The organism is Cupriavidus sp. 2TAF22, from assembly GCF_052115045.1.
Classification (GTDB): domain Bacteria; phylum Pseudomonadota; class Gammaproteobacteria; order Burkholderiales; family Burkholderiaceae; genus Cupriavidus.
Genome location: NZ_JBFRFX010000021.1, coordinates 159,624 through 180,660, shown reverse-complemented (window position 1 = coordinate 180,660; position 21,037 = coordinate 159,624). Strand labels below are relative to the sequence as shown.

Genomic DNA, 21,037 nt, shown 5'->3' with positions numbered 1-21,037 from the left:
ACGGGTGTGAGGTATTCATTCCACTTATGGCCGCCTCGGCATTCCCTATTTCCCAAGGGGCGCAGCCAAGGCTAGATTGTGGGCTGGCCGGCCGGGTTCGCATGTTCGCGCGCCGGCATTCATCCACGTACCAGCGCACCCACGCATCCAGCCATGTCCCAACCGCTGCAAGGCATCACCGTTGTTTCCCTGGAGCAGGCGATCGCCGCGCCATTCTGCACCCGCCAGCTGGCCGACCTCGGCGCGCGCGTGATCAAGATCGAGCGCCCCGGCACGGGCGATTTCGCGCGCGCCTACGATGGCCGCGTGCGCGGATTGTCCTCGCATTTCGTGTGGACCAACCGCTCCAAGGAAAGCGTGACGCTGGACGTCAAGCATGCGCTCGCCGCGCCGGTGCTGGATGCACTGCTGGCGCGCGCCGACGTGCTGGTGCAAAACCTGGCGCCGGGCGCGGCGGCGCGGCTCGGGCTCGACTACCAGGCGCTGAGCGCGCGCTTCCCGCGCCTGATCGTCTGCGATATCTCGGGCTATGGCGCCGACGGCCCCTACCGCGACAAGAAGGCATACGACCTGCTGGTGCAGAGCGAATCGGGCTTTGTCTCGGTGACCGGCACGCCGGAGGAAGGCGCCAAGGCCGGCGCCTCGGTGGCCGATATCGCGGCCGGCATGTATGCCTACAGCAATATCCTGGCGGCGCTGATCGAGCGCGGCCAGACCGGTCGCGGCAAGCGCATCGATATCTCGATGCTGGAATCCACCGTGGAGTGGATGGGCTTTCCGCTCTACTACGCGTTCGATGGCGCCGAGCCGCCTGCGCGCGCCGGTGCCGCGCATGCCACCATCTATCCCTATGGCCCGTTCCCCACCGGCGACGGCAAGACCGTGATGCTGGGCCTGCAGAACGAGCGCGAATGGAGTACGTTCTGCCAGCGCGTGCTGGAGGATCCCGCGCTCGCCACGCATGCCGACTATGCCGACAACACCCGGCGCAGCGCGAACCGTGCCGCGCTGCGCGCGCGCATCATACAGGCCTTCGCCGCGCTGAGCGCCGAGCAGGTCACGGCGCGCCTCGATGCGGCCGGCATCGCCAATGCGCGGGTCAACACCATGGCCGATGTCTGGGCGCATCCGCAGCTTGCGGCGCGCCAGCGCTGGCGCCAGGTCGCCACGCCCGCGGGCCCGGTGCCCGCGCTGCTGCCGCCCGGCACGCAGGATGCACGCATGGACCCGGTGCCGGCGGTTGGCGAGCACACCGCCGCCGTGCTGGCTGAACTGGGCTGGACCCCCGGCCAGGTGCAGGCGCTGCAGGGCGCGGGCGCGGTCTGAGCGCGCCCGCTGCCGGCGAGGGGCCGGCGCGCATCGGCCGCGCGGCCGGTCCGGGCCTGGATGCGGTCTTCGTCGATTTCGAGTGCGCGGTGGCACCCGCGGCCGAGGGGCCGGCGCCCGGCCGTCGATCCCTCCGCTGACGAAGCCTATCCTGCATGCGGCTATGCAACATCGATTTTTGTTGTCTTCACGCCCCTATTATTCATAATTATGAATTATTGGGACGGCTGAGCCCCGCCACGCATGGCGTTGCCGTGACCCCGATGCCATCGCCCTTTTCCCGCCGGAGCGTTTCATGCGCATCATCCAGCAGGCCCTGTATCTCGAAGTCGCGGAGCGCCTGCGCACCATGATCGACGAGCATGCGCTGATGCCCGGCGCGTGGATCGACGAGGCCAGCGTGGCCGAATCGATGGGGATCTCGCGCACGCCGATGCGCGAAGCGCTCAAGGTGCTGGCGGCCGAGGGCCTGGTGCGGCTGGAACCACGCCGCGGCTGCTTCGTCAATGCGCTGTCCGAGCAGGATCTCGACGAAATCTTCCCGCTGATGGCGCTGCTGGAAGGGCGCTGCGCCTTCGAGGCCGCACGCAATGCCGGCGCCGCCGACCTGGAGGCGCTCGAAAGTCTCCACGCCGAGCTGGCGCAATACGCGCAGGCCGGCAATATCGACGCCTACTACGAAACCAACTACCAGATCCACGAAGCGATCCAGAGGCTGGCGGGCAACCGCTGGCTGTCCGGCCTGATCAGCGACTTGCGCAAGGTGCTGCGGCTGTCGCGCCACAAGAGCCTGAAGCTGCCTGGCCGCATCCGCGAGTCCTGCGCCGAGCACCTGTCGGTGTTCTCGGCGCTCAAGGCGCACGACTCCGAGGGCGCGGAGGCGCTGATGAAGACCCATCTGCTGCGCCAGCGCGGCGCGCTCAGGGCGCTCGACGTGGCGGAGCAGCAGGCCGGCACCGCGCCGGCCGAACCGGCCGCGGCCGGCGCGTCGCGTCGCGGCGGCTTGCGCCTTGCCGGCAAGGATGCGGCCGGCATCGCCGATGCGGTGCCGGGCAAGCCTGCCATCGCCCGATCCCCCGAAGTCTGACCATTTGACAGTTCGATAGCAGGTACGCCATGGATGCCCTCAGCAGCGAACAGAAAGTCAGTGCGCCTCTTGCCGGTCCCGAGCCTTCGGGCGAAACCCTGTTGTCGCGCTTCGGCCGCTGGTGGGGCCGCAAGGGCGATCGCGATACCGCGGGCAACGCCAAGCCAGGCGCCAGGGCCGACGCCAGGACCGGTGCCACCCCGGCGGCGCTGCCGGCGCGCGTGCTGCGCCGGCAGCGCGAGCAGCTGCGCCAGTGCTTCGACGCGCGCCTGACCGATGGCGCCGCCAATGCCGCCGCGCAGTCGTGGCGCGCGGAGTACGAGGCGGCGGGCGACGAGGCGCGGCAGGCCATGCTCGGCGTGCTGGCCGAAGTGGCCGCCAGCGGCAGCGAGGCCGGCGAGGCCGGCGGCAATGCCGGCGCCGCGTCGGGCTTGTCGCAGGCGCTGTCCAATGCGCGCATCCGCTTCTTCAAGCGGCTGGCCGCCTTGCACGGGCAGCAGCAGGACGCCAGCGTGTGCGGGCTGCATTTCCTGATCGGCCTGCGCGCCGACATGCTGCGCTGGCACAAGCGCATGCCGGGCCTGCGCCCGCTCGACGACGATCTCGAGGCATTGTTCTCCAACTGGTTCGACGTGGGGCTGCTGGAGTTGCAGCCGATCACCTGGGACTCGCCGGCCTCGCTGCTGGAGAAACTGATCCGCTACGAGGCGGTGCACGAGATCTCCTCGTGGGCCGACCTGCGCAACCGGCTCGATTCCGACCGCCGCTGCTACGCCTTCTTCCACCCGCGCATTCCGCGCGAGCCGCTGATCTTCGTCGAGGTGGCCTTCGTGCCCGAGATGGCGGCCAACGTGCATGCGCTGCTTGACGAAGCCGCGCCGGTGGAAGACCTGCGCCGCGTGAAATGGGCCATCTTCTATTCGATCTCCAATACGCAGGCGGGGCTGTGCGGCGTGAGCTTCGGCAACTTCCTGCTCAAGCGCGTGATCGAGGAACTGCAGCGCGAGTTTCCCAAGCTCAAGCAGTTTGCCACCTTGTCGCCGATTCCCGGCTTTGCCGACTGGCTGCGCAAGCGCGACGGCGCGGCGGTGGCCAAGGTGCTGGGCGACAAACGCCTGGCGCGCTGGCGCGAGCGCCACGGCGAGCCGCCGGCGGACGGCGCCGGCTGGCTGGCGGCGCTGGCGCCCGGAGCGGACGCCGACGCCGCGCAGTCCGTGGATGGCAAGCACGCCAGGGAGGATGCGGTGCAGCGCGATACCGCGCTGGCGCTGGCCGCGCATTTCCTGGTGCGCGAGCGCCACCAGGCATTGCCGGCAGATCCCGTGGCGCGCTTCCACCTTGGCAACGGCGCCTGCGTGGAGCGCCTGAACTGGGCCGCCGACCTCTCGCGCAAGGGCCGCGCGCAGTCGTGCGGCATGATGGTGAATTACCTTTACGTGCCCGAGGCGCTCGACGACAATCTAGCTCGCCTTGGCAATGGCAACCCGCGCATCAGCAGATCCGTCGGCAAGCTGTTGTGACCCTGGTCAGGTCGTGAACAAGGTTTTCTTCGTCGGGCCATCCAGCACTTCCCCGCAGTTTTTCGCAGTTCTATCGTTTGACTTTCCGCAGCAGAAGAGAGAGGAGACAGAGCAATGAATCGTCGTCAGTTCCAACTGGCAGGGCTGGCCTGCGCACTGGGCGCGAGCCTTGGCGTGGCCGCGTCCGCGGCGCAGGCCGATACCTGGCCGTCCAAGCCGATCACCGTGATCGTGCCTTTCCCGGCCGGCGGCGGCACCGATGCCTTCGCCCGCCCGCTGACCGCGCAGCTCTCCAAGCAGCTGGGCAAGCAGTTCGTGATCGACAACCGGGGCGGCGCCGGCGGCACGGTGGGCGCGAGCATCGCGGCGAAGGCCGCGCCGGACGGCTACACGGTCTTCATCGGCGGCGCCCATCATGCGATCGCGCCGTCCTTCTACAAGAAGCTCGACTACGACATCGAGAAGGACTTCATTCCCGTCACGGTGATCGCGCAGCCGCCGCAGGTGGTGGTGGTGAACCCGACCAAGGTCTCGGCCAACACGCTGGGCGAACTGATCGCCGACGCCAAGAAGAATCCCGGCAAGCTCAACTACGGCTCGGCCGGCAACGGCTCCTCCCACCACCTGGCGGGCGAGCTGTTCAAGCTGCAGACCAAGACCTTCATCACGCATATTCCCTACAAGGGAGCGGGCCCGGCCTTGTCGGACCTGATCGCCGGCCAGGTCGACCYGGTGTTCGACGGCCTGGGCTCGTCGGCCCAGCATATCCGCGCCGGCCGCATCAAGGCGCTGGCGGTCGCATCGAACAAGCGCTCGGCCGCCTTCCCCAACGTGCCGACCGCCGCCGAAGCCGGCGTGCCCAACTACGATGTCTCCACCTGGTACGCGATCTGGGTGCCCAAGGGTACGCCGAAGGACATCGTCGACAGGCTCTACGCCGAAGTGGAGAAGGCGCTCAACACGCCCGAGATGAAGCAGATCTGGCTGGCCAACGGCTCCGATACGCCGGCCTACACGCAGGAACAGTTTGCCCAGTTCCAGCGCGCCGAGATCAAGCGCTGGGCCCAGGTGGTGCAGCAGTCCGGCGCCAAGATCGACTGATGGGGACGGCGATGGCTGGAGCACGGGCATGAGCGGCACGGTGGAGTTCACGCGCGACGGCGATGTCGCCACCGTCACGCTGGCGAACGCAGGCAAGCTCAATGCGATCTCGGTAGCGATGTGGCGCGCGCTGGCGCAGGGTTTCGCGGGCCTGTCGGCGGACGACTCGGTGCGCTGCGTGGTGGTGCGCGGCGCGCACGGCAACTTTGCCGCCGGCGCCGACATTGCCGAGTTTCCGCAGGAGCGCGGCGATGCCGCCGCGCTGCGCCGCTATCACGTGGAGGTGATCGCGCCGGCGCTGGCCGCCATCGCGGGCTGCGTCCATCCCACGGTGGCGATGATCGAAGGGGTTTGCGTGGGCGGCGGACTGGAGATCGCCTGCCACTGCGACCTGCGCATCGCCGCCGACGACAGCCGTTTCGGCGTGCCCATCAACCGGCTCGGTTTTCCGATGGCGCCGGGCGAACTGACCGGCCTGCTGGCGCTGGCCGGCCGCGCGACGACCCTGGAGATCCTGCTCGAAGGGCGGGTGTTCGATGCCGCCGAGGCACGCGAGAAAGGCTTGCTTACGCGCGTGGTGCCGGCTGCCGCGCTGGCCGGGGAAGTGACGGCAACGGCCGCGCGCATCGCCGCCGGCGCGCCGCTGGCCGCGCGCATCAACAAGGAGAGCATCCGGCGCCTCGCGCCCGCCCCGGCGCCGCTGGGCCCGCAGGAGCTGGAAGCGCACTTTCGCTATGGCGACAGCGCCGACCACGCCGAAGGCGTGGCCGCTTTCCTGGCCCGCCGCGCGCCGCGCTTTACCGGGCACTAGCCGCGGCTCTATCATGGCCGGCTGTTGATTTCCCCATTCATCTTGCTTCATTGATCTTTCGAGCTATCGGCCCTGGCCCTCGGCTATCGATTGCCAATGTTATTGACGATCCCGTTCTACATCTTCCGCAACATGAACGCTAACCTGTTCGCCCTGTTCGAATCCCGCTTCCCGGCGGACCGCAGCGCCTGCTGCATCGAAACCCACGATGGCCTCTACTACAGCTGGGACGATCTCGATCGCGCCACCGCCAAGCTGGCCAACCTGCTGACCTCGCTCAAGCTGCCCGAGGGTGCGCGCGTGGCGGTGCAAGTGGAAAAATCGCCCGAGGCGCTGTTCCTGTACCTCGCCACGCTGCGCGCCGGCTATGTCTACCTGCCCCTCAACACCGCCTACCAGGAAGCCGAGATCGACTACTTCATCGGCAACGCCGAGCCGGCGGTGGTGGTGTGCAGCAGCGCCAACTTCGGCTGGGTTTCCAAGGTTGCGTTCCGCCACGGCACCAGGCATGTGTTCACGCTGGACGATGACCGCTCGGGCTCGCTGCTGGCGCGTGCCGCCGCCAAGCCGGACACCTTTGGCACGGTGGCGCGCGGTGCCGACGATCTCGCCGCCATCCTGTACACCTCGGGCACCACGGGCCGCAGCAAGGGGGCCATGCTCACGCACGGCAACCTCGCATCGAACGCGAAGACGCTGCACGAATACTGGGGCTGGCGCAGCGACGACGTGCTGCTGCACATGCTGCCGATCTTCCACGTGCACGGCCTGTTCGTGGCCTCGCACGGCGCGCTGCTGGCCGGCGCCAAGATGATCTGGGCGCCCAGGCTCGACATGGCGCAGGTGCTGAAATTCCTGCCGCGCTCGACGGTGATGATGGGCGTGCCCACGTACTACGTGCGCATGCTGCAGGAGCCGCGCTTCGACGACGACACCTGCCGCCGCATGCGCCTGTTCGTATCCGGCTCGGCGCCGCTGCTGATGGAAACCTTCGATGCCTTCCGCGAGCGCACCGGCCATACCATCCTGGAGCGCTATGGCATGAGCGAGACGGTGATGCTGGTCTCCAATCCGTACGAGGCGGATGGCGGCGAGCGCATCGGCGGCACCGTCGGCAAGCCGCTGCCTGGCGTCGAGGTGCGCGTGTTCGACGGCGAGGGCAAGCCCTGCGCGTCCGGCGAGATCGGCAATGTGGAAGTGCGCGGCCCGAACGTGTTCAAGGGCTACTGGCGCATGCCCGAGAAGACCAGGGAAGAATTCACCGCCGACGGCTGGTTCAAGACCGGCGACGTGGGCCGCTTCGGCGGCGCCATCGCCGGCCAGGCCGGCGAGCGCAAGGTGCCCGAGGACTACCTGACCATCGTCGGCCGCAGCAAGGACCTCATCATCTCCGGCGGCTACAACGTCTACCCGAAGGAGATCGAGAGCTTCATCGACGAAATGCCCGGCGTGGCGGAGAGCGCCGTGATCGGCGTGCCGCACGCGGATTTCGGCGAGGCCGTGGTGGCCGTGGTGGTGGGCAAGCCCGGCTCGGCGCTGGATGAGTCCAGCCTGATCGGCTCGCTCAAGGGACGCATCGCGAATTTCAAGGTGCCCAAGCGGGTGCACCTCGTCGATGAACTGCCGCGCAATACGATGGGGAAGGTGCAGAAGAATTTGTTGCGGGTGCAGTTTGGGGGGGGTTAAGGGGGTGCTTTTGGCTTCGTTCTCGGACGTCTGTGGGCCTGGCGGCTTGGGCTCGATTGGCCATTCAGAGGCGTGAGAGTGTGCTCGCGGCTGTGGGCCTAGCGGCGCGGGCTTGGTAGCCCGTTCGCACACATGTAAGTGTCACTTTTCTTTTCTCGAAAAGAAAAGTAACCAAAAGAAAGCGACTCTTGCAGAGGGCTGGGCGCTCAGACTTCTCGTCTGAGGCTGGTTTCGTGGTGGGTCTCGTGGCTTCGGCTGGACTGCTGGCGCTACCGGCGCTGGCCGCGGTGCCATCCCGAAGGTGGCCGTTTCACGTTACGGCTCCATGGTGGCCGAGGCCCAGGTAGTTCAAGCTGCTGCCGCTACCGGCTTGGGCGGCCACGGAGTAGCACCCTCGTGTTTTCGTGGTGGGCGCGGTGGACCGGGGCGCGGGTGTGCTGGGTTACTTCTCAAGCCGGTGCCATTGGGCCCGCTACCGGCGCTGGCCGCGRTGSCAWCCCGGAKGTGGCCGTTTCACGTTACGGCTCCATGATGGCCGAGGCCCAGGCCCAGGCCATTCAAGCTGCTGCCGCTACCGGCTCGGGCGGCCCCGACATGGCACCCTCGTGTTTTCGTGGTGGGCGCGGTGGACCGGTACGCAAATGTGCCGGCTCACTTCTGAAGCTGGCGCTATTAGGCACCGAGGGTGCCATATCGTGGCCGCCCAACACCGAAACCCAATGCACCGGCGCCGGATCCACCACGCCCACTACGAAACCAGTGCCGGTGCCATGCCGTGGCCGCCCGAGCCGGTAACGGCAGATGCCCGAACTGGCAGAGCGCCAGCGATCAGGGGCATCACCACGAATCCAGCACCTTTCGCGGTGTAGTGGCCGTCAGCGCCGGTACCGGCAGATCCCAGCAGAACCGACACGCCCACCACGAATCCGCAAATCCCGTCACCCCTGGATTCTTCTGCCCCTCCGGCCAGGAGTCCGCTTTCTTGGCCTACTTTCTTTTCGGACAAAAGAAAGTAGGTCGCGCCGGGGGCGCGAAAGCCTTTGACTTTGATGTTGACTCTGTCTTTGACTTTGACTTTGACTTTGTCGTCGAAGCCGACTTTGACGTTAAATTCAAGCTTTTGAAGTTGATTCACACTCAAACATAACCCATCCCCCTCATGCCGCCCGCGTCATCCCTTCAACAGCCTCAGCCGGCAATCCTTCGGTCCGCCGCGCTCCCAGCGCTTCCCCGATCATCAACAGACTAGGCTGTGCCGGGTCGATCCAGGCCGCCGCTTCGCCCGCCGCCATCTGGCGCAGGGTGAATTCACGGCTACGCTGGCGTGCGGACGTTGCGGCCTCGACCACCCAGGCAGGCGTCGAAGCCGGCTTGCCGTGGGCGATCAATTGGGCGGCAATCGATGCCGCCTGGTCGCGCCCCATGTAATACACGAGCGTATCGGCCTTCACATCGGCTTCCACGTCGATCGTATCGGCGGCCTTGCTCTGGGTGGCGAAGGCGACGCTGCGCGCCACGCCACGCTTGGTCAGCGGCTTGCGGATGGCGGAGGCCGCCGCCAGCGCGGCGGTGATGCCGGGCACGATCTCGTACTCGATGCCGGCGGCTTCGAGCGCCTGCAGTTCCTCGTCGGCACGGCCGAACAGCATGGGGTCGCCGCCCTTGAGGCGCACCACGCGCTCATGCTTGCCGGCCATGTCGACGATCTGGCGGTTGATGAACAACTGCGCGGTGGAACGCTGGCCGCAGCGCTTGCCCACTTCGACAAGCTGGGCCTGCGGGCACCACGCCAGCATCTCGGGCGACACCAGCGCATCGTGCAGCACCACCTGGGCTTCGCCCAAAAGTCGTGCACCGCGCACCGTTATGAGGTCCGCAGCGCCGGGACCCGCGCCGATCAGGTAGACCTTGCCCATGCCTTGCTCCTTAGCCTTCGCTCGCTTGTTGCATACGCCTCAGGCGAATGCACGGATCATGCCAGCGGCGACGGTGTGGTTGGTCGCCTCGTCGATCAGCACGAAGGCGCCGGTGGCTGGGTTGTCGCCGTAGACATCGCAGACGATGGGCTTCTGCAGCGAGAGCTGCACGGAGCCGATATCGTTGAGGCGAATGTCGTGGCGGCCGGTCTCGTGCGACAGCGTGTGCACGTCCAGCACGCGGTCCACCGACGACACGCGCGCGAACACGCTGGCCGTGGTGTGCTTGAGCACGTACTTGCGCGCCGGATTGAGCGATTCGTCGTCGAACCAGCACAGGTCGGCGGTCAGCTTCTTGGCCGATACGCTGTCCGCGGTGGCGGCGACGAACATATCACCGCGTGATACATCCACGTCTTCGGTCAGGCGCACCGTGACGGTCTCGCCCACACTGGCCGATTCGGCCACGCCATTGGGCGTCAGCACCTCGGCCACCACCGCTTCGCGGTTGACCGGCAGCACACGCAGCTTCTGGCCCACGCGCACGGTGCCGGCCTCGACACGGCCCGCGTAGCCGCGGAAATCGTCGGCCTGGGCGCCATCCTGGCGGATCACCAGTTGCACCGGGAAACGCAGCGCGGCGTCGCCTTCGGGCGCGGGTTCTTCCACCGGCAGCGCTTCGAGCAGCGGCAGCAGCGGCTCGCCCGCGTACCACGGCATGGCCTGGCTGGCGTGCACGATATTGTCGCCGCGCAGGGCCGACACCGGCACGTAGCGCACGTCCTTCAGGCCCAGCTGGCCAGCCAGCTCGGTGTAGGCGTTGCGGATCTCGTCGAAACGCTGCTCGCTGAACTCGACCAGGTCCATCTTGTTGATGGCCACGATCACGTGCTGGATCTCCAGCAGCTTGAGGATGGCCGAATGGCGCTTGGTCTGGGCCAGCAGCTCGGCGCGGCCGTCGTTCACGGTCACGCGGGTGGCGTCGACCAGCACGATGGCGGCATGCGCGGTGGACGCGCCGGTCACCATGTTGCGGGTGTACTGCTCGTGCCCCGGCGTATCCGCGATGATGAACTTGCGGCGCGCGGTGGAGAAGTAGCGGTACGCCACGTCGATGGTGATGCCCTGCTCACGCTCGGCCTCGAGGCCGTCGGTCAGCAGCGAGAAATCGATCTGCTCGCCAGCGGTGCGCTTGTTCTTGGCGCGGGTCAGCGCGGTCAGCTGGTCCGACAATACCGCCTTGCTGTCGTACAGCAGGCGGCCGATCAGCGTGCTCTTGCCATCGTCGACCGAACCGGCGGTGATGAAGCGCAGCAGGCCTTGGTGTGATGCTTGGGTGCTCATAATCAGATCCTTTGTTCCCCCGGGGCGCTCGCTCCGGCGCAGATGCGGGAGGCAGCGCTTGGCGCGCGGGGGCGACGTGTACATCGGTACACGAGCACCCGCGCTACGACGCGATGTGCCCGCATAGGCGTCCGGTGTCAGAAGTAGCCTTCCTTCTTGCGGCGCTCCATCGAGGCTTCGCTCGTCTGGTCGTCCATGCGGGTGGCGCCGCGCTCGGTGATCTCGGTCACCGCCGTCTCGGCAATGATCTCGATCGGCGAGGCCGCCACGCTGGCCACCGGGCAGGTGCAGCTGATGTCGCCGACGGTGCGGAAGCGCACGGAGAGCACTTCGCTCACGTCGCCAGCCTGCTTCGGGGTGATCGGCGTGACCGGCACCAGCAGGCCGTTCTTGCGCACCACTTCGCGCTCGTGCGCGTAGTAGATCGGCGGCAGCGCCAGCTCTTCGCGGGCGATGTACTGCCACACGTCCAGCTCGGTCCAGTTGGAGATGGGGAACACGCGCATCTGTTCGCCGGCCGCCATGCGGGCGTTGTACAGGCTCCACAGTTCGGGGCGCTGGGCCTTCGGGTCCCACTGGCCGAACTCGTCGCGGAACGAGAAGATGCGTTCCTTGGCGCGCGCCTTCTCTTCGTCGCGGCGGGCGCCGCCCATCAGCGCGTCATACTTGTGCGCCTCGATGGTTTCCAGCAGCGTCACGGCCTGGGCCGCGTTGCGCGAGTCGGTTTCCTTGCGCAGGCGCACCGTGCCGCGCTTGATGGAGTCTTCCACATGGCCCACCACCAGGCGCGCGCCGAGCTCGACCACGCGCTGGTCGCGGAAGCTGATGACTTCCGGGTAGTTGTGGCCGGTGTCGATATGCACCAGCGGGAACGGCAGCTCGGTCTTGCGGTCGCCCAGGCGGAAGGCCTTGAGCGCCAGGTGCAGCATGACGATGGAGTCCTTGCCGCCCGAGAACAGCAGGGCCGGGTTGCGGCACTCGGCCACCACCTCGCGGATGATGTAGATGGATTCCGCCTCGAGCTTGTCGAGGTGGTCGTTCTGCACTTGCAGCAGGTGGGCCACGTCCGGCGCGCCCTTCAGTTCGTTCATGATGCCCATGTCGTTCTTGGCCTCAATGCTTGATGTTCTGTTCGTGAAGCCCGCACTCTTTCGAGTCCTTGCTCTCCCACCACCACCGTCCCGCACGCACGTCCTCGCCAGCGCGCACCGCACGCGTACAAGGCTCGCAGCCGATGCTGGGGTAGCCCTTGGCATGCAGCGCGTTGACCGGCACGTCGTGGCGCTTCAGGTAAGCCCACACCTCGGCTTCGGACCAGTCGGCCAGCGGGTTGAACTTGGGGATGCCGCGTGCTTCGTCGGTTTCCTCGAAGGGCAGCTCCGAGCGCGTCGCCGCCTGTTCGCGGCGCTGGCCCGTGAGCCAGGCATCGGCATGGGACAGCGCTCGGTTCAGCGGCTCCACCTTGCGGATGCCGCAGCAGCTCTTGCGCAGGTCCACGCTGTCGTAGAAAGCGTTCAGCCCGTGGTTCTTCAGGTAGTTCGCAATGGCCTCGGGGTCCGGCGTGAACTGTTCGATGTCGTAGCCATAGTGCGCCTTGACCGCATCCAGCACCGCCAGCGTCTCGGCGTGCAGGCGGCCGGTCTGCAGCGTGAACACGCGGATGCCGGCGCGCACGGCTTCGGAGCCGCGCAGGATCGCGTCGGTCACCACCATGTCCTCGGCAGCCAGGCTGGAGGCAAAGCGCGCGCGGAAGAAACGCCCGGCAATGCCGGCCAGGCGCAGGCCCAGCTCGCGTTCCTTGGCCTCGAGATCGGCCACGCTGCCGGTGTATTCCGGCGCCGTCCACAGCGCCGGCGGGCGCAGTCCGGAGACCGGCGCGTCGGGCGCGGCGGCGAGCGGCGACAGCACGGTCACCGGCACGCTGGCAATGGAGATCTCGCTCATGCCGTTTCCCTGCCCAGCGCTTCGGCACGGTTGCGACGGAACAGCGGCAGCGGCTCGTCCACCGATGCCTGGTACGCCACGGTGAATTCCGTGAAGCCCTTGATGGCGTCCTCGATGTTCTTGTCGGCGCGCACGGCGAAGGTATCGAAGCCGCAGCGCTTCATGAAGTTGAGCTGGTCGCGCAGCACGTCGCCGATGGCGCGCAGCTGGCCGGCCCAGTGGTAGCGCGTGCGCAGCAGGTAGGCGGTGGAGAAGCCACGGCCATCGCGGAACACGGGGAAGTCCACCGCCACCACGGACACGTTGTCGAAGGCTGCCTGCGCATCGGCCGGCTCGTCTTCGGGCGCCAGCCAGACGCCGGTGATGCCGGCCGCGCGGCCGGCCAGCACGCCGTCCTTGTGCGCCAGCCAGGCGGTCAGCGGGAACAGCACCGCGTCCTTGCCCTGGGCGGCGGCAGCGACCTGCTCGTCGGTCACGGGCTGGCCCTCGGCGCCGCGCAGCACGGTCCAGGCATCGTCGATGATGACCGGCGTGGGGTTGGCGCCTTGCTCGCCGCGTTGCAGTTGAATGATCTTTGCCATGTCTTGTTTCTCCGGTGCTCAGGCTTCGGCGCGTTCGCGCTGCTTGTCGGCGTACACCCGTTCCTTGAACGGTGCGATGCCGATGCGGCCCAGCACGTCGATAAAGCGTTCGTCCTCATGGCGGTTGGCCACGAAGGTGTCGATGATGCGCGACACCACGTCGGGCATTTCCTCGGCCTTGAACGACGGGCCGATCACCTTGCCGATGGCGCTCTTGTTGCCTTGCGCGCCGCCGAGGGTCACCTGGTACCACTCCTCGCCGTCCTTATCCACGCCGAGCACGCCGATATTGCCAACGTGGTGGTGGCCGCAGGCGTTGATGCAGCCCGAGATGTTCAGCGTGACTTCGCCCAGGTCGTGCACGTAGTCCAGGTCGTCGAAGCGCTCCTGGATGGCCAGCGCGATGGGGATCGACTTGGCGTTGGCCAGCGAGCAGAAATCCCCGCCCGGGCAGGCGATGATGTCGGTCAGCAGGCCGATGTTGGCGGTGGCCAGGCCAGCCTTCCTGGCTTCCTGCCAGAGCGCGAACAGGTCGCGCTTGCGCACGTCCGGCAGCACCAGGTTCTGCTCGTGCGCCACGCGCAGTTCGCCGTAGCCGTAACGGTCGGCCAGATCGGCCACCAGGTCGATCTGCGCATCGGTGGCGTCTCCCGGGGGGGACACCGGGCCCGGCTTGGTCGACAGGGTCACCGCGGCGTAGCCCGGCACCTTGTGCGCATGCACGCTGCGRCTCACCCAGCGGGCGAAGGCCTTGTCTTCCAGCAGGTGCTTCTCGTACGAAGCATCGGTGTCGGCCAGCTTGTCATAGGCGGGCGGCGCGAAGTACTGCGCCACGCGGTCGAACTCGGCCTGCGTGATGGTGGCGGGACCATCCTTGCTGTGCTGCCATTCTTCCTCGACTTCCTGCGCGAACTTCTCCGCGCCGATGGCCTTCACCAGGATCTTGATGCGCGCCTTGTACTTGTTGTCGCGGCGGCCATAGCGGTTGTACACGCGAATGGCCGATTCCACGTACGACAGCAGGTGCTGCCAGGGCAGGTCTTCCTTGATCACCGAACCCAGGATCGGGGTGCGGCCCAGGCCGCCGCCGGCCAGGATGCGCAGGCGCGTCTGTCCTTCGGCATTGCGGTAGGCGTAGATGCCGATATCGTGCATCTGCACCACGGCGCGGTCGTCGGCCGAAGCCGAGATGGCGATCTTGAACTTGCGCGGCAGGAAGGCGAATTCCGGCTGGAACGTGCTCCACTGGCGCAGCAGCTCGGCCAGCACGCGCGGGTCCACCGATTCGTCCGGCGCCACGCCGGCGAAGTGGTCGGTGGTGATATTGCGCACGCAGTTGCCGGAAGTCTGGATGCCGTGCATTTCCACGCTGGCCAGGTCGGCCAGCACGTCGGGCACGCGCTCGAGCTCCATCCAGTTGTACTGGATGTTCTGGCGGGTGGAGAAGTGGCCGTAGCCGCGGTCATAGGTCCGCGCGATATGGCCCAGCATGCGCATCTGCTTGCTCGACAGCAGGCCGTACGGAATCGCCACGCGCAGCATGTAGGCATGGCGCTGCATGTACAGGCCGTTCTGCAGGCGCAGCGGCAGGAATTCTTCCTCGGTCAGTTCGTCGGACAGGCGGCGGCGCACCTGGTCACGGAACTGGGCGACGCGTTCGTTGACGATGCGCTGGTCGTATTGGTCGTACTGATACATGGTGTGGGTCCGTTCAGTATTCGGTATGCGTTGAATTCAGGAGACGAGCTTGATGGCGACCAGCGTCAGCGTGGTTGCCAGCGCGGCGCGCACCAGCCGTTCGGGCAGCGCCCGCGACAATTGCGCGCCCAGCCAGATGCCGGGGATCGAGCCCACCAGCAGCGACAGCAAGAGGGTCCAGTTCACGGTGCCGAGCCACACATGGCCCAGCCCGGCCAGCGCCGTCAGCGGCACGGCGTAGGCGATATCGGTGCCCGCCACTTCGGCCGGCTTCATCTTGGGGTAGAGCAGCAGGATCAGCGTGGCGCCCACGGCGCCGGCGCCGATCGAGGACACCGTCACCAGCACGCCGATCACGGCGCCCACCAGCACGGTGGCGATGGCCTGGGCGCGGCCTTCGAGCTGGAAGCGCGGGTTGCGGGCCAGCCAGCCCAGCATCTGCTTGCGGAACAGCAGCGACAGCACCGTCAGGATCACCGACACGCCGATCGTCAGGCGGATCGCGTGCAGCCACTGCGCGTCGAGTTCGCCGGCGCTCTTGAGCACCAGGATGGCCGCCACCGCGGCCGGCAGGCTGCCGATGCACAGGCGGCGCACCACCTGCCACTGCACGTGGCCGTGGGCGCGATGCGCCAGCGTGCCGAACCCCTTGGTGATGGCGGCGAAGGCCAGGTCGGTACCGACCGCCGTGGCCGGCGAGAAGCCGAACAGCAGCGTCAGCAGCGGCGTCATGAGCGAGCCCCCGCCCACGCCCGTCAGACCGACGAGGACGCCTACTAGCAGACCGGAAACGGTATAGGCAAGGGACATGGAGGACTCACGTGCCGGCCGGTATTCCGGGGGGAGCCAGGAAGCAGGCCCACGCGCGGAGAATCCGACCGTTCATTAACAAAGTTCGAGAATCGTAATAAACTGGCCTCATATCTCAAACTAATAAGAAGTTGTTTGTTTATACGAACCCAGTTATATGAATCTGCACCAGTTCCGCTTTGTGCGTGAGGCAGTACGTCAGAACTACAACCTGACCGAAGCCGCAAAAGCGCTCTACACATCACAACCAGGTGTTTCCAAGGCCATCATCGAGCTCGAGGAAGAACTCGGGGTGGATATCTTTACCCGCCACGGCAAGCGCATCCGCAGCCTGACGGAGCCCGGCCGCCGCATCCTGGAGTCAGTGGAGAAGATCCTGCAGGAGGTGGAGAGCCTCAAGCGGGTGGGCAAGGACTACGCCGCGCAGGACCAGGGCAACTTCACCATCGCCACCACCCATACCCAGGCGCGCTACGCCCTGCCGCGGGTGATCGCCGAGTTTACCAAGCGCTACCCGAAAGTGCGCCTTTCCATACAACAGGGCAATCCCAGCCAGATTGCCGACATGGTGCTGCACGACCAGGCCGACATCGGCATCGCCACCGAGGGGATCTCCGAGGACAAGAACCTGGTCTCGCTGCCCGGTCACCAATGGCAACATGTGGTGGTGACGCCACCTGACCATCCGTTGCTGGAAAAGAAGCACCTGGCGCTGGAAGACCTGATGGYCTACCCCATCATCACCTACGACCTCAACTTCGCCGGCCGCCCCAAGATCAACAAGGCCTTCGAGCTGCGCCACCTGCAGCCGGACATCGTGCTCGAAGCCATCGACGCCGACGTCATCAAGACCTATGTCGAGATCGGCCTGGGCGTGGGCATCGTGGCCGGGCTGGCCTACGATGCCGAGCGCGACCGCAACCTGCGCGGCATCCCCGCCGGCCATCTGTTCGGCACCAATGTGACGCATCTGGCAGTCAAGCAGGGTGCCTACCTGCGCAGCTTTGTGTATACCTTTATTGAACTGTTCTCCCCCACGCTGAACCGCAAGCTGGTGGAACAGGCCATGTCCGGCGACCACGAAGCCTACGAACTCTGATTTTTTACAAGGCATCGGCCTGTCCGATGCCGACGGCGCGCCCCGGCCTGGCGCGCCCTGCCCGCCCGCCATGCGGAGCCGGCCCACTGAACTGGCCTGAAACCAATATGACGAACCAAGAACAAAGCAAGATCCACTGGACCGAAGACGGCGAAGAACGCAGTGCCAACTGGCGCTCCGAATCCAATATGCCCCCGCCCAAGCGCGTGGTCATCGCCGACGACACCACCTCCGCCGACACCGCCTACCGCCTGGCCTGCGAGGGCACCGGCCTGCTCTGGCGCGGCGACTTCCAGAACGCGCGCCAGTTGCTGCAAGCCCTGGCCCGCCGCGCCGACAAGCCCAAGAAGGCGCACCGGAACGCCAAAGCCCAGGCCAAGCCCACCCCCACCGAGGCCTTCCACCTGCACCGCCAGGCCCAGTCGCAGCGCGCCCGCACGCTCGGCATGCTGCTGCTGCCCTTCGAGGCCGACCACAGCGTGCCCCTGCGCCGCGCACCCGACGTGACCGAGGCCTGCCGCGAAGCCCACGGCGAGGTCGATGCCCCCTACGTGGCCACCATGCGCGAACTGCTCGGCCTGATCGGCGCGCACGAATGGCGCAAGAAGGGCGTAGAGATCCCCGCCCTGGGCGAGCGCATCTACCCCTACTACGGCGTGTTCTCCCCGGTGCGCGGCGAGTACATCGACCTGGTCGCCAAGGCCCAGCTCCCGGCCAAGGCCACCGAACTCGCCTTCGACATCGGCACCGGCACCGGCGTGCTGGCCGCCCTGCTGGCCCAGCGCGGCGTCAAGCGCGTGATTGCCACCGACCAGGACCCGCGCGCCCTGGCCTGCGCCAGCGAGAACATCCAGCGCCTGCGCCTGGACCGCCAGGTGGAGATCGTCAAGGCCGACCTCTTCCCCGAAGGGCGCGCCCCGCTGGTGGTCTGCAACCCGCCCTGGGTCCCGGCGCGCGCCAACTCGCCGATCGAACATGCCGTGTACGACCCGGACAGCCAGATGCTCAAGGGCTTCCTGGCCGGCCTGGCCGACCACCTCGAACCCGGCGGCGAAGGCTGGCTGCTGCTTTCCGACCTGGCCGAGCACCTGGGCCTGCGCACGCGCGAAACGCTGCTGGGCTGGATCGATGAGGCCGGGCTGAAGATGCTGGGCCGCCTGGAAGTCAAGCCGCGCCACCCGAAGACCACCGACCAGGCAGATGCGCTGCATACGGCACGCGCGGCCGAGGTGACCTCCTTGTGGCGCCTGGGCACGCGCTGAGCGCCGGCTGACCTGCCACGCCCCCGGAAGTCACGCTCCCTCGTGCGGCCGGCCGGCGGCGAGGCACGCGGCGCATGCCGCCGTGCTGTCATGCTGCTGTAACCTGGCCGCACTAGGCTCGGCCCGACCCCGGGGAGGACGAGCCATGCAAGGTCTGGTTGGGCTGCTGGAAAAAACGCAGGCAGGTCGCGAAGCGATCGGACAACGAAGCGGGCCGCTCGACCGGCGCAGCCGCGCGCTGCTGATCATGGTCGATGGCCGCACCAGCATGGCCGACATGGTCAGCCGGGCCGCGCAGCTCGGGCTCGAAGCCAGCGCCGTCACGCAACTGCTCGAAGGCGGCCTGATCCAGGTCGCGGCCGCGGTCGCCGGCGCGGCACGAGGGGCGCCGGCGCCAGAGCAAGCGCCAGAGCAAGCGCCGGTACAAGCGCCAATGCAAGAGCCCGCGCCATCGCCCGCCGCGCCTCCCGCCGAAGCCGGCGCAAAGCGCTCGCTTGCGGCGGCGCGGATGTACCTGATGGACGTCATGGCGCGCAGCTTCGGCACCATGGACCATCCCATCCGCACCCGGCTTGTCGAAGCCACGGATCGCGCCGCCGTCGAGCAGGCATTCGAAGACTTCCGGCAGGTGCTGGGCGGCATGGCCAGCCCTTCCCTGGTCACGCATATCGAGAATTCGTTCCGCGACCTGCTGCCGCTTGGCTAAGCGGCTCGCGCAGTGGCGTGCCTGTCACGGCCCATGAGCGCAAGCCTGGAAAACGCAACATGCCGTTCGCGCCACCCGAGGCCGCGCGCCCAAAAAAAATCCCGCGACCGCCGTCGATCCCGGCCAGACTGAATCGTCGTCCTGGTAGCGGCGCGCAACGCGCCCGCCCCCCTTTTCGACGACCAAAGGAGATCAGACATGGCATACATCGATGGATTTGTCGTTCCCGTCCCCATCGCCAACCGCGAGACCTACAAGAAGATGGCCCAGGCGGCCGGCGTGGTCTTCAAGGAAAACGGCGCGCTGTCCCTGGTCGAATGCTGGGGCGACGACGTGCCCGAAGGGAAGGTCACTTCGTTCAGCATGGCCGTCCAGCGCAAGGACGACGAAGCCGTCGTCTTCTCCTGGATCACGTGGCCCGACCGCAAGACCCGCGACGCCGGCATGAAAGCCGCCATGGAAGACCCGCGCCTGAAGATGCAGGGCGAGATGCCGTTCGATGGCAAGCGGATGATCTTTGGCGGCTTCGAGGTGCTGGTGGACGCCTGAGGCAGGGAAGCCGATGCCGCCGGCAGGCGGCCTCGCCTGCGACCGGCGCCGCAGGCGCGACGCGCTCGCCACGCGCCCGACAGGAAAGCCGGCGCCACCGCGCCGGCGATTGCAAAGCCCCCATCACATCCGCTCACGCACCGGCCGCGACCCATGCCAGCCCGCAGGCCCTCCCCCCTTGCTGTTCCAATCTTGAAACAACGGCATGCGGCAAGGCCGCGCGCCCCCGCCCCGCGCGCCCCCAGCCAGACCGGCCAATATCGCATGGGCCACAGCGAACCCTTTGTGGATCGCTCCGGAACGCATATATTTCCCGTGCAGGTTCCGCCATGAATTTCATCTGCACTGCGCTCACCTGGCCATGACGGCCTGGCGGATTCCCCAAACCCAAAGATACGGAGGCTCAGCATGTCGATTCGCATTGGTGACGTGGCGCCCGATTTCACCGCGGACACCACCGAAGGGAAACTCACTTTTCACGAGTGGATTGGTGACGGTTGGGCCATCCTCTTCTCCCACCCGAAGGACTTCACCCCTGTCTGCACCACCGAACTGGGCTACCTCGCAAAGCTGAAACCCGAGTTCGACAAGCGCAACACCAAGGTCGTCGGCCTGAGCGTGGATCCTGTCAGCGATCACCACGCCTGGGCCAAGGACATCGAAGAAACCCAGGGGCACGCGCTCAACTATCCCGTCATCGGCGACGCCGACCTCAACGTGGCCAAGCTGTACGACATGATCCACCCGAATGCCAGCGGCGCCGCGCCGCGCACCGCGGTGGACAATGCCACCGTGCGCTCGGTCTTCATCATCGGCCCGGACAAGAAGGTCAAGGCGATGCTGATCTACCCGATGAGCTCCGGGCGCAACTTCGACGAGGTCATGCGGCTGCTGGATTCGGTCCAGCTCAACGCCAAGCACACGGTGGCCACGCCGGTGAACTGGAAGCCGGGCGAGGACGTCATCATCCCCACCTCGGTGTCGGACGAAGACGCCAAGAAGAAGTACCCGCAAGGGTTCAAGACGCTCAAGCCCTATCTGAGGGTGGTCGAGCAGCCCAGGTAAGCCATACCCCCTGGCCGGCCATGGCGCGTGGGATGGGACATCCCGCGCGCCATGGCGCCGGTTTCCGTACGCCCCCGCGCTACTCTCCGCCCTACCTTCCGCACCACCTTCCGCACCACCTTCCGCACCATCCCGCGCACTCGCCACGCGCACTCCCCCCGCACAACCCCACGCCAGCCCGCATCAGGCCGCACTAGCCCGGATATCTCCTGACGTCTCCCGGGCCCCCGCCGCCGTGCGGACGGGCACGCGCCACGCCCGCGCCGCAAGAAAACAGATCACGCCCCCTCCTGTCCGCCTGCCCGCCACCGGATCGGCGGACATTGCCCATAAAAGCGGCATTATCATCACTCTTAACTCAATTTGAACTGCATAGCGAAACGCTTTTAAACTTTGTTCCGCAAACACAGTCTTTTTCTTGATATGAAAACTGCTGTGCAGTACATTGTTCCGCAGTTGCTCTGGATTTGGCACGCAGGCCAGGTTCCGGCGAAGCGCTCGCTGCCGTGCCTGTTCCGGCGGGGCGACAGGA

20 protein-coding genes are annotated in these 21,037 nt (G+C 67.0%); 11 read left to right on the top strand and 9 right to left on the bottom strand.

From position 1 onward, the window contains the following. The first annotated feature begins 153 nt into the window (after nucleotides 1-153). From AB4Z48_RS24395 to AB4Z48_RS24370, 6 genes are all read left to right on the top strand, one after another. Nucleotides 154-1,326, top strand: coding sequence for a CaiB/BaiF CoA transferase family protein (locus AB4Z48_RS24395; protein WP_441618693.1), 1,173 nt, complete (start codon nucleotides 154-156; stop codon nucleotides 1,324-1,326). A 295-nt stretch (nucleotides 1,327-1,621) separates the two neighbouring features. Next, entirely contained in the window at nucleotides 1,622-2,413 is a 792-nt protein-coding gene (locus AB4Z48_RS24390; RefSeq protein WP_441618692.1) for a GntR family transcriptional regulator, read from the top strand. Between the two features lie 29 nt (nucleotides 2,414-2,442). After that, a complete protein-coding gene (locus AB4Z48_RS24385; RefSeq protein WP_441618690.1) occupies nucleotides 2,443-3,933 on the top strand; it encodes a malonyl-CoA decarboxylase domain-containing protein in 1,491 nt (496 codons plus the stop codon). 114 nt (nucleotides 3,934-4,047) lie between these two features. Next, nucleotides 4,048-5,034: a Bug family tripartite tricarboxylate transporter substrate binding protein gene (locus tag AB4Z48_RS24380; RefSeq protein ID WP_441618688.1), complete on the top strand. Its 987-nt coding sequence runs from the start codon at nucleotides 4,048-4,050 to the stop codon at nucleotides 5,032-5,034. A 28-nt stretch (nucleotides 5,035-5,062) separates the two neighbouring features. Further along, the gene (locus AB4Z48_RS24375) at nucleotides 5,063-5,845 is read left to right on the top strand and encodes an enoyl-CoA hydratase/isomerase family protein (protein ID WP_441618687.1); all 783 of its coding nucleotides are present in this window, start codon (nucleotides 5,063-5,065) and stop codon (nucleotides 5,843-5,845) included. 132 nt (nucleotides 5,846-5,977) lie between these two features. Beyond that, the gene (locus AB4Z48_RS24370; RefSeq protein ID WP_441618728.1) at nucleotides 5,978-7,531 is read left to right on the top strand and encodes a malonate--CoA ligase; all 1,554 of its coding nucleotides are present in this window, start codon (nucleotides 5,978-5,980) and stop codon (nucleotides 7,529-7,531) included. Between the two features lie 748 nt (nucleotides 7,532-8,279). On the opposite strand, the gene AB4Z48_RS24365 is transcribed toward AB4Z48_RS24370, so the two are convergent. The 8 genes from AB4Z48_RS24365 to AB4Z48_RS24330 all read right to left on the bottom strand — a co-directional run bounded on the left by AB4Z48_RS24365 (nucleotide 8,280) and on the right by AB4Z48_RS24330 (nucleotide 15,824). After that, the gene (locus AB4Z48_RS24365; protein ID WP_441618685.1) at nucleotides 8,280-8,666 is read right to left on the bottom strand and encodes a hypothetical protein; all 387 of its coding nucleotides are present in this window, start codon (nucleotides 8,664-8,666) and stop codon (nucleotides 8,280-8,282) included. A 22-nt stretch (nucleotides 8,667-8,688) separates the two neighbouring features. After that, nucleotides 8,689-9,447 carry a uroporphyrinogen-III C-methyltransferase gene (cobA, locus tag AB4Z48_RS24360; protein ID WP_441618683.1) on the bottom strand — a complete coding sequence of 253 codons (759 nt, stop codon included), beginning with the start codon at nucleotides 9,445-9,447 and terminating at the stop codon, nucleotides 8,689-8,691. Between the two features lie 39 nt (nucleotides 9,448-9,486). After that, complete coding sequence (locus AB4Z48_RS24355) at nucleotides 9,487-10,791, bottom strand: sulfate adenylyltransferase subunit 1 (RefSeq protein ID WP_441618681.1); 1,305 nt, start codon at nucleotides 10,789-10,791, stop codon at nucleotides 9,487-9,489. Between the two features lie 137 nt (nucleotides 10,792-10,928). Continuing rightward, nucleotides 10,929-11,891 carry a sulfate adenylyltransferase subunit CysD gene (gene cysD, locus AB4Z48_RS24350; RefSeq protein WP_441618679.1) on the bottom strand — a complete coding sequence of 321 codons (963 nt, stop codon included), beginning with the start codon at nucleotides 11,889-11,891 and terminating at the stop codon, nucleotides 10,929-10,931. Between the two features lie 13 nt (nucleotides 11,892-11,904). Next, entirely contained in the window at nucleotides 11,905-12,735 is an 831-nt protein-coding gene (locus AB4Z48_RS24345; RefSeq protein ID WP_441618677.1) for a phosphoadenylyl-sulfate reductase, read from the bottom strand. Continuing rightward, the gene (locus tag AB4Z48_RS24340; RefSeq protein WP_441618675.1) at nucleotides 12,732-13,316 is read right to left on the bottom strand and encodes a DUF934 domain-containing protein; all 585 of its coding nucleotides are present in this window, start codon (nucleotides 13,314-13,316) and stop codon (nucleotides 12,732-12,734) included. The genes AB4Z48_RS24345 and AB4Z48_RS24340 overlap by 4 nt, the downstream gene beginning before the upstream one ends. Before the next feature lie 18 nt (nucleotides 13,317-13,334). Continuing rightward, a complete protein-coding gene (locus tag AB4Z48_RS24335) occupies nucleotides 13,335-15,014 on the bottom strand; it encodes a nitrite/sulfite reductase (RefSeq protein ID WP_441618673.1) in 1,680 nt (559 codons plus the stop codon). Between the two features lie 36 nt (nucleotides 15,015-15,050). After that, the gene (locus AB4Z48_RS24330; protein WP_441618671.1) at nucleotides 15,051-15,824 is read right to left on the bottom strand and encodes a sulfite exporter TauE/SafE family protein; all 774 of its coding nucleotides are present in this window, start codon (nucleotides 15,822-15,824) and stop codon (nucleotides 15,051-15,053) included. Nucleotides 15,825-15,981: 157 nt separating this feature from the next. Here AB4Z48_RS24330 and AB4Z48_RS24325 point away from each other — a divergent pair, with 157 nt between their 5' ends. The 5 genes from AB4Z48_RS24325 (at nucleotide 15,982) to AB4Z48_RS24305 (ending at nucleotide 20,505) form a co-directional block, all read left to right on the top strand. Continuing rightward, nucleotides 15,982-16,923 (top strand): CysB family HTH-type transcriptional regulator, encoded by a 942-nt coding sequence (locus AB4Z48_RS24325; RefSeq protein WP_441618669.1) that lies wholly within the window; start codon nucleotides 15,982-15,984, stop codon nucleotides 16,921-16,923. A 107-nt stretch (nucleotides 16,924-17,030) separates the two neighbouring features. Beyond that, nucleotides 17,031-18,185, top strand: a complete 1,155-nt coding sequence (locus tag AB4Z48_RS24320; protein WP_441618667.1) for a methyltransferase — start codon at nucleotides 17,031-17,033, stop codon at nucleotides 18,183-18,185. Between the two features lie 145 nt (nucleotides 18,186-18,330). Then, on the top strand, nucleotides 18,331-18,891 hold the full coding sequence (locus AB4Z48_RS24315; protein WP_441618665.1) for a hypothetical protein: 561 nt from the start codon (nucleotides 18,331-18,333) through the stop codon (nucleotides 18,889-18,891). Nucleotides 18,892-19,089: 198 nt separating this feature from the next. Next, nucleotides 19,090-19,440 (top strand): DUF1428 domain-containing protein, encoded by a 351-nt coding sequence (locus AB4Z48_RS24310; protein ID WP_441618663.1) that lies wholly within the window; start codon nucleotides 19,090-19,092, stop codon nucleotides 19,438-19,440. A gap of 408 nt (nucleotides 19,441-19,848) precedes the next feature. Continuing rightward, a complete protein-coding gene (locus AB4Z48_RS24305) occupies nucleotides 19,849-20,505 on the top strand; it encodes a peroxiredoxin (protein WP_441618661.1) in 657 nt (218 codons plus the stop codon). 183 nt (nucleotides 20,506-20,688) lie between these two features. On the opposite strand, the gene AB4Z48_RS24300 is transcribed toward AB4Z48_RS24305, so the two are convergent. After that, a complete protein-coding gene (locus AB4Z48_RS24300; protein WP_441618659.1) occupies nucleotides 20,689-20,979 on the bottom strand; it encodes a hypothetical protein in 291 nt (96 codons plus the stop codon). Nucleotides 20,980-21,037: the final 58 nt, after the last annotated feature.

Coding starts and splice junctions, on each gene's coding strand:
- AB4Z48_RS24395 (WP_441618693.1), top strand. CDS start 154: ATGTCCCAACCGCTGCAAGGCATCACCGTTGTTTCCCTGGAGCAGGCG.
- AB4Z48_RS24390 (WP_441618692.1), top strand. CDS start 1,622: ATGCGCATCATCCAGCAGGCCCTGTATCTCGAAGTCGCGGAGCGCCTG.
- AB4Z48_RS24385 (WP_441618690.1), top strand. CDS start 2,443: ATGGATGCCCTCAGCAGCGAACAGAAAGTCAGTGCGCCTCTTGCCGGT.
- AB4Z48_RS24375 (WP_441618687.1), top strand. CDS start 5,063: ATGAGCGGCACGGTGGAGTTCACGCGCGACGGCGATGTCGCCACCGTC.
- AB4Z48_RS24370 (WP_441618728.1), top strand. CDS start 5,978: ATGAACGCTAACCTGTTCGCCCTGTTCGAATCCCGCTTCCCGGCGGAC.
- cobA (WP_441618683.1), bottom strand. CDS start 9,447: ATGGGCAAGGTCTACCTGATCGGCGCGGGTCCCGGCGCTGCGGACCTC.
- AB4Z48_RS24355 (WP_441618681.1), bottom strand. CDS start 10,791: ATGAGCACCCAAGCATCACACCAAGGCCTGCTGCGCTTCATCACCGCC.
- cysD (WP_441618679.1), bottom strand. CDS start 11,891: ATGGGCATCATGAACGAACTGAAGGGCGCGCCGGACGTGGCCCACCTG.
- AB4Z48_RS24345 (WP_441618677.1), bottom strand. CDS start 12,735: ATGAGCGAGATCTCCATTGCCAGCGTGCCGGTGACCGTGCTGTCGCCG.
- AB4Z48_RS24340 (WP_441618675.1), bottom strand. CDS start 13,316: ATGGCAAAGATCATTCAACTGCAACGCGGCGAGCAAGGCGCCAACCCC.
- AB4Z48_RS24330 (WP_441618671.1), bottom strand. CDS start 15,824: ATGTCCCTTGCCTATACCGTTTCCGGTCTGCTAGTAGGCGTCCTCGTC.
- AB4Z48_RS24320 (WP_441618667.1), top strand. CDS start 17,031: ATGACGAACCAAGAACAAAGCAAGATCCACTGGACCGAAGACGGCGAA.
- AB4Z48_RS24315 (WP_441618665.1), top strand. CDS start 18,331: ATGCAAGGTCTGGTTGGGCTGCTGGAAAAAACGCAGGCAGGTCGCGAA.
- AB4Z48_RS24310 (WP_441618663.1), top strand. CDS start 19,090: ATGGCATACATCGATGGATTTGTCGTTCCCGTCCCCATCGCCAACCGC.
- AB4Z48_RS24305 (WP_441618661.1), top strand. CDS start 19,849: ATGTCGATTCGCATTGGTGACGTGGCGCCCGATTTCACCGCGGACACC.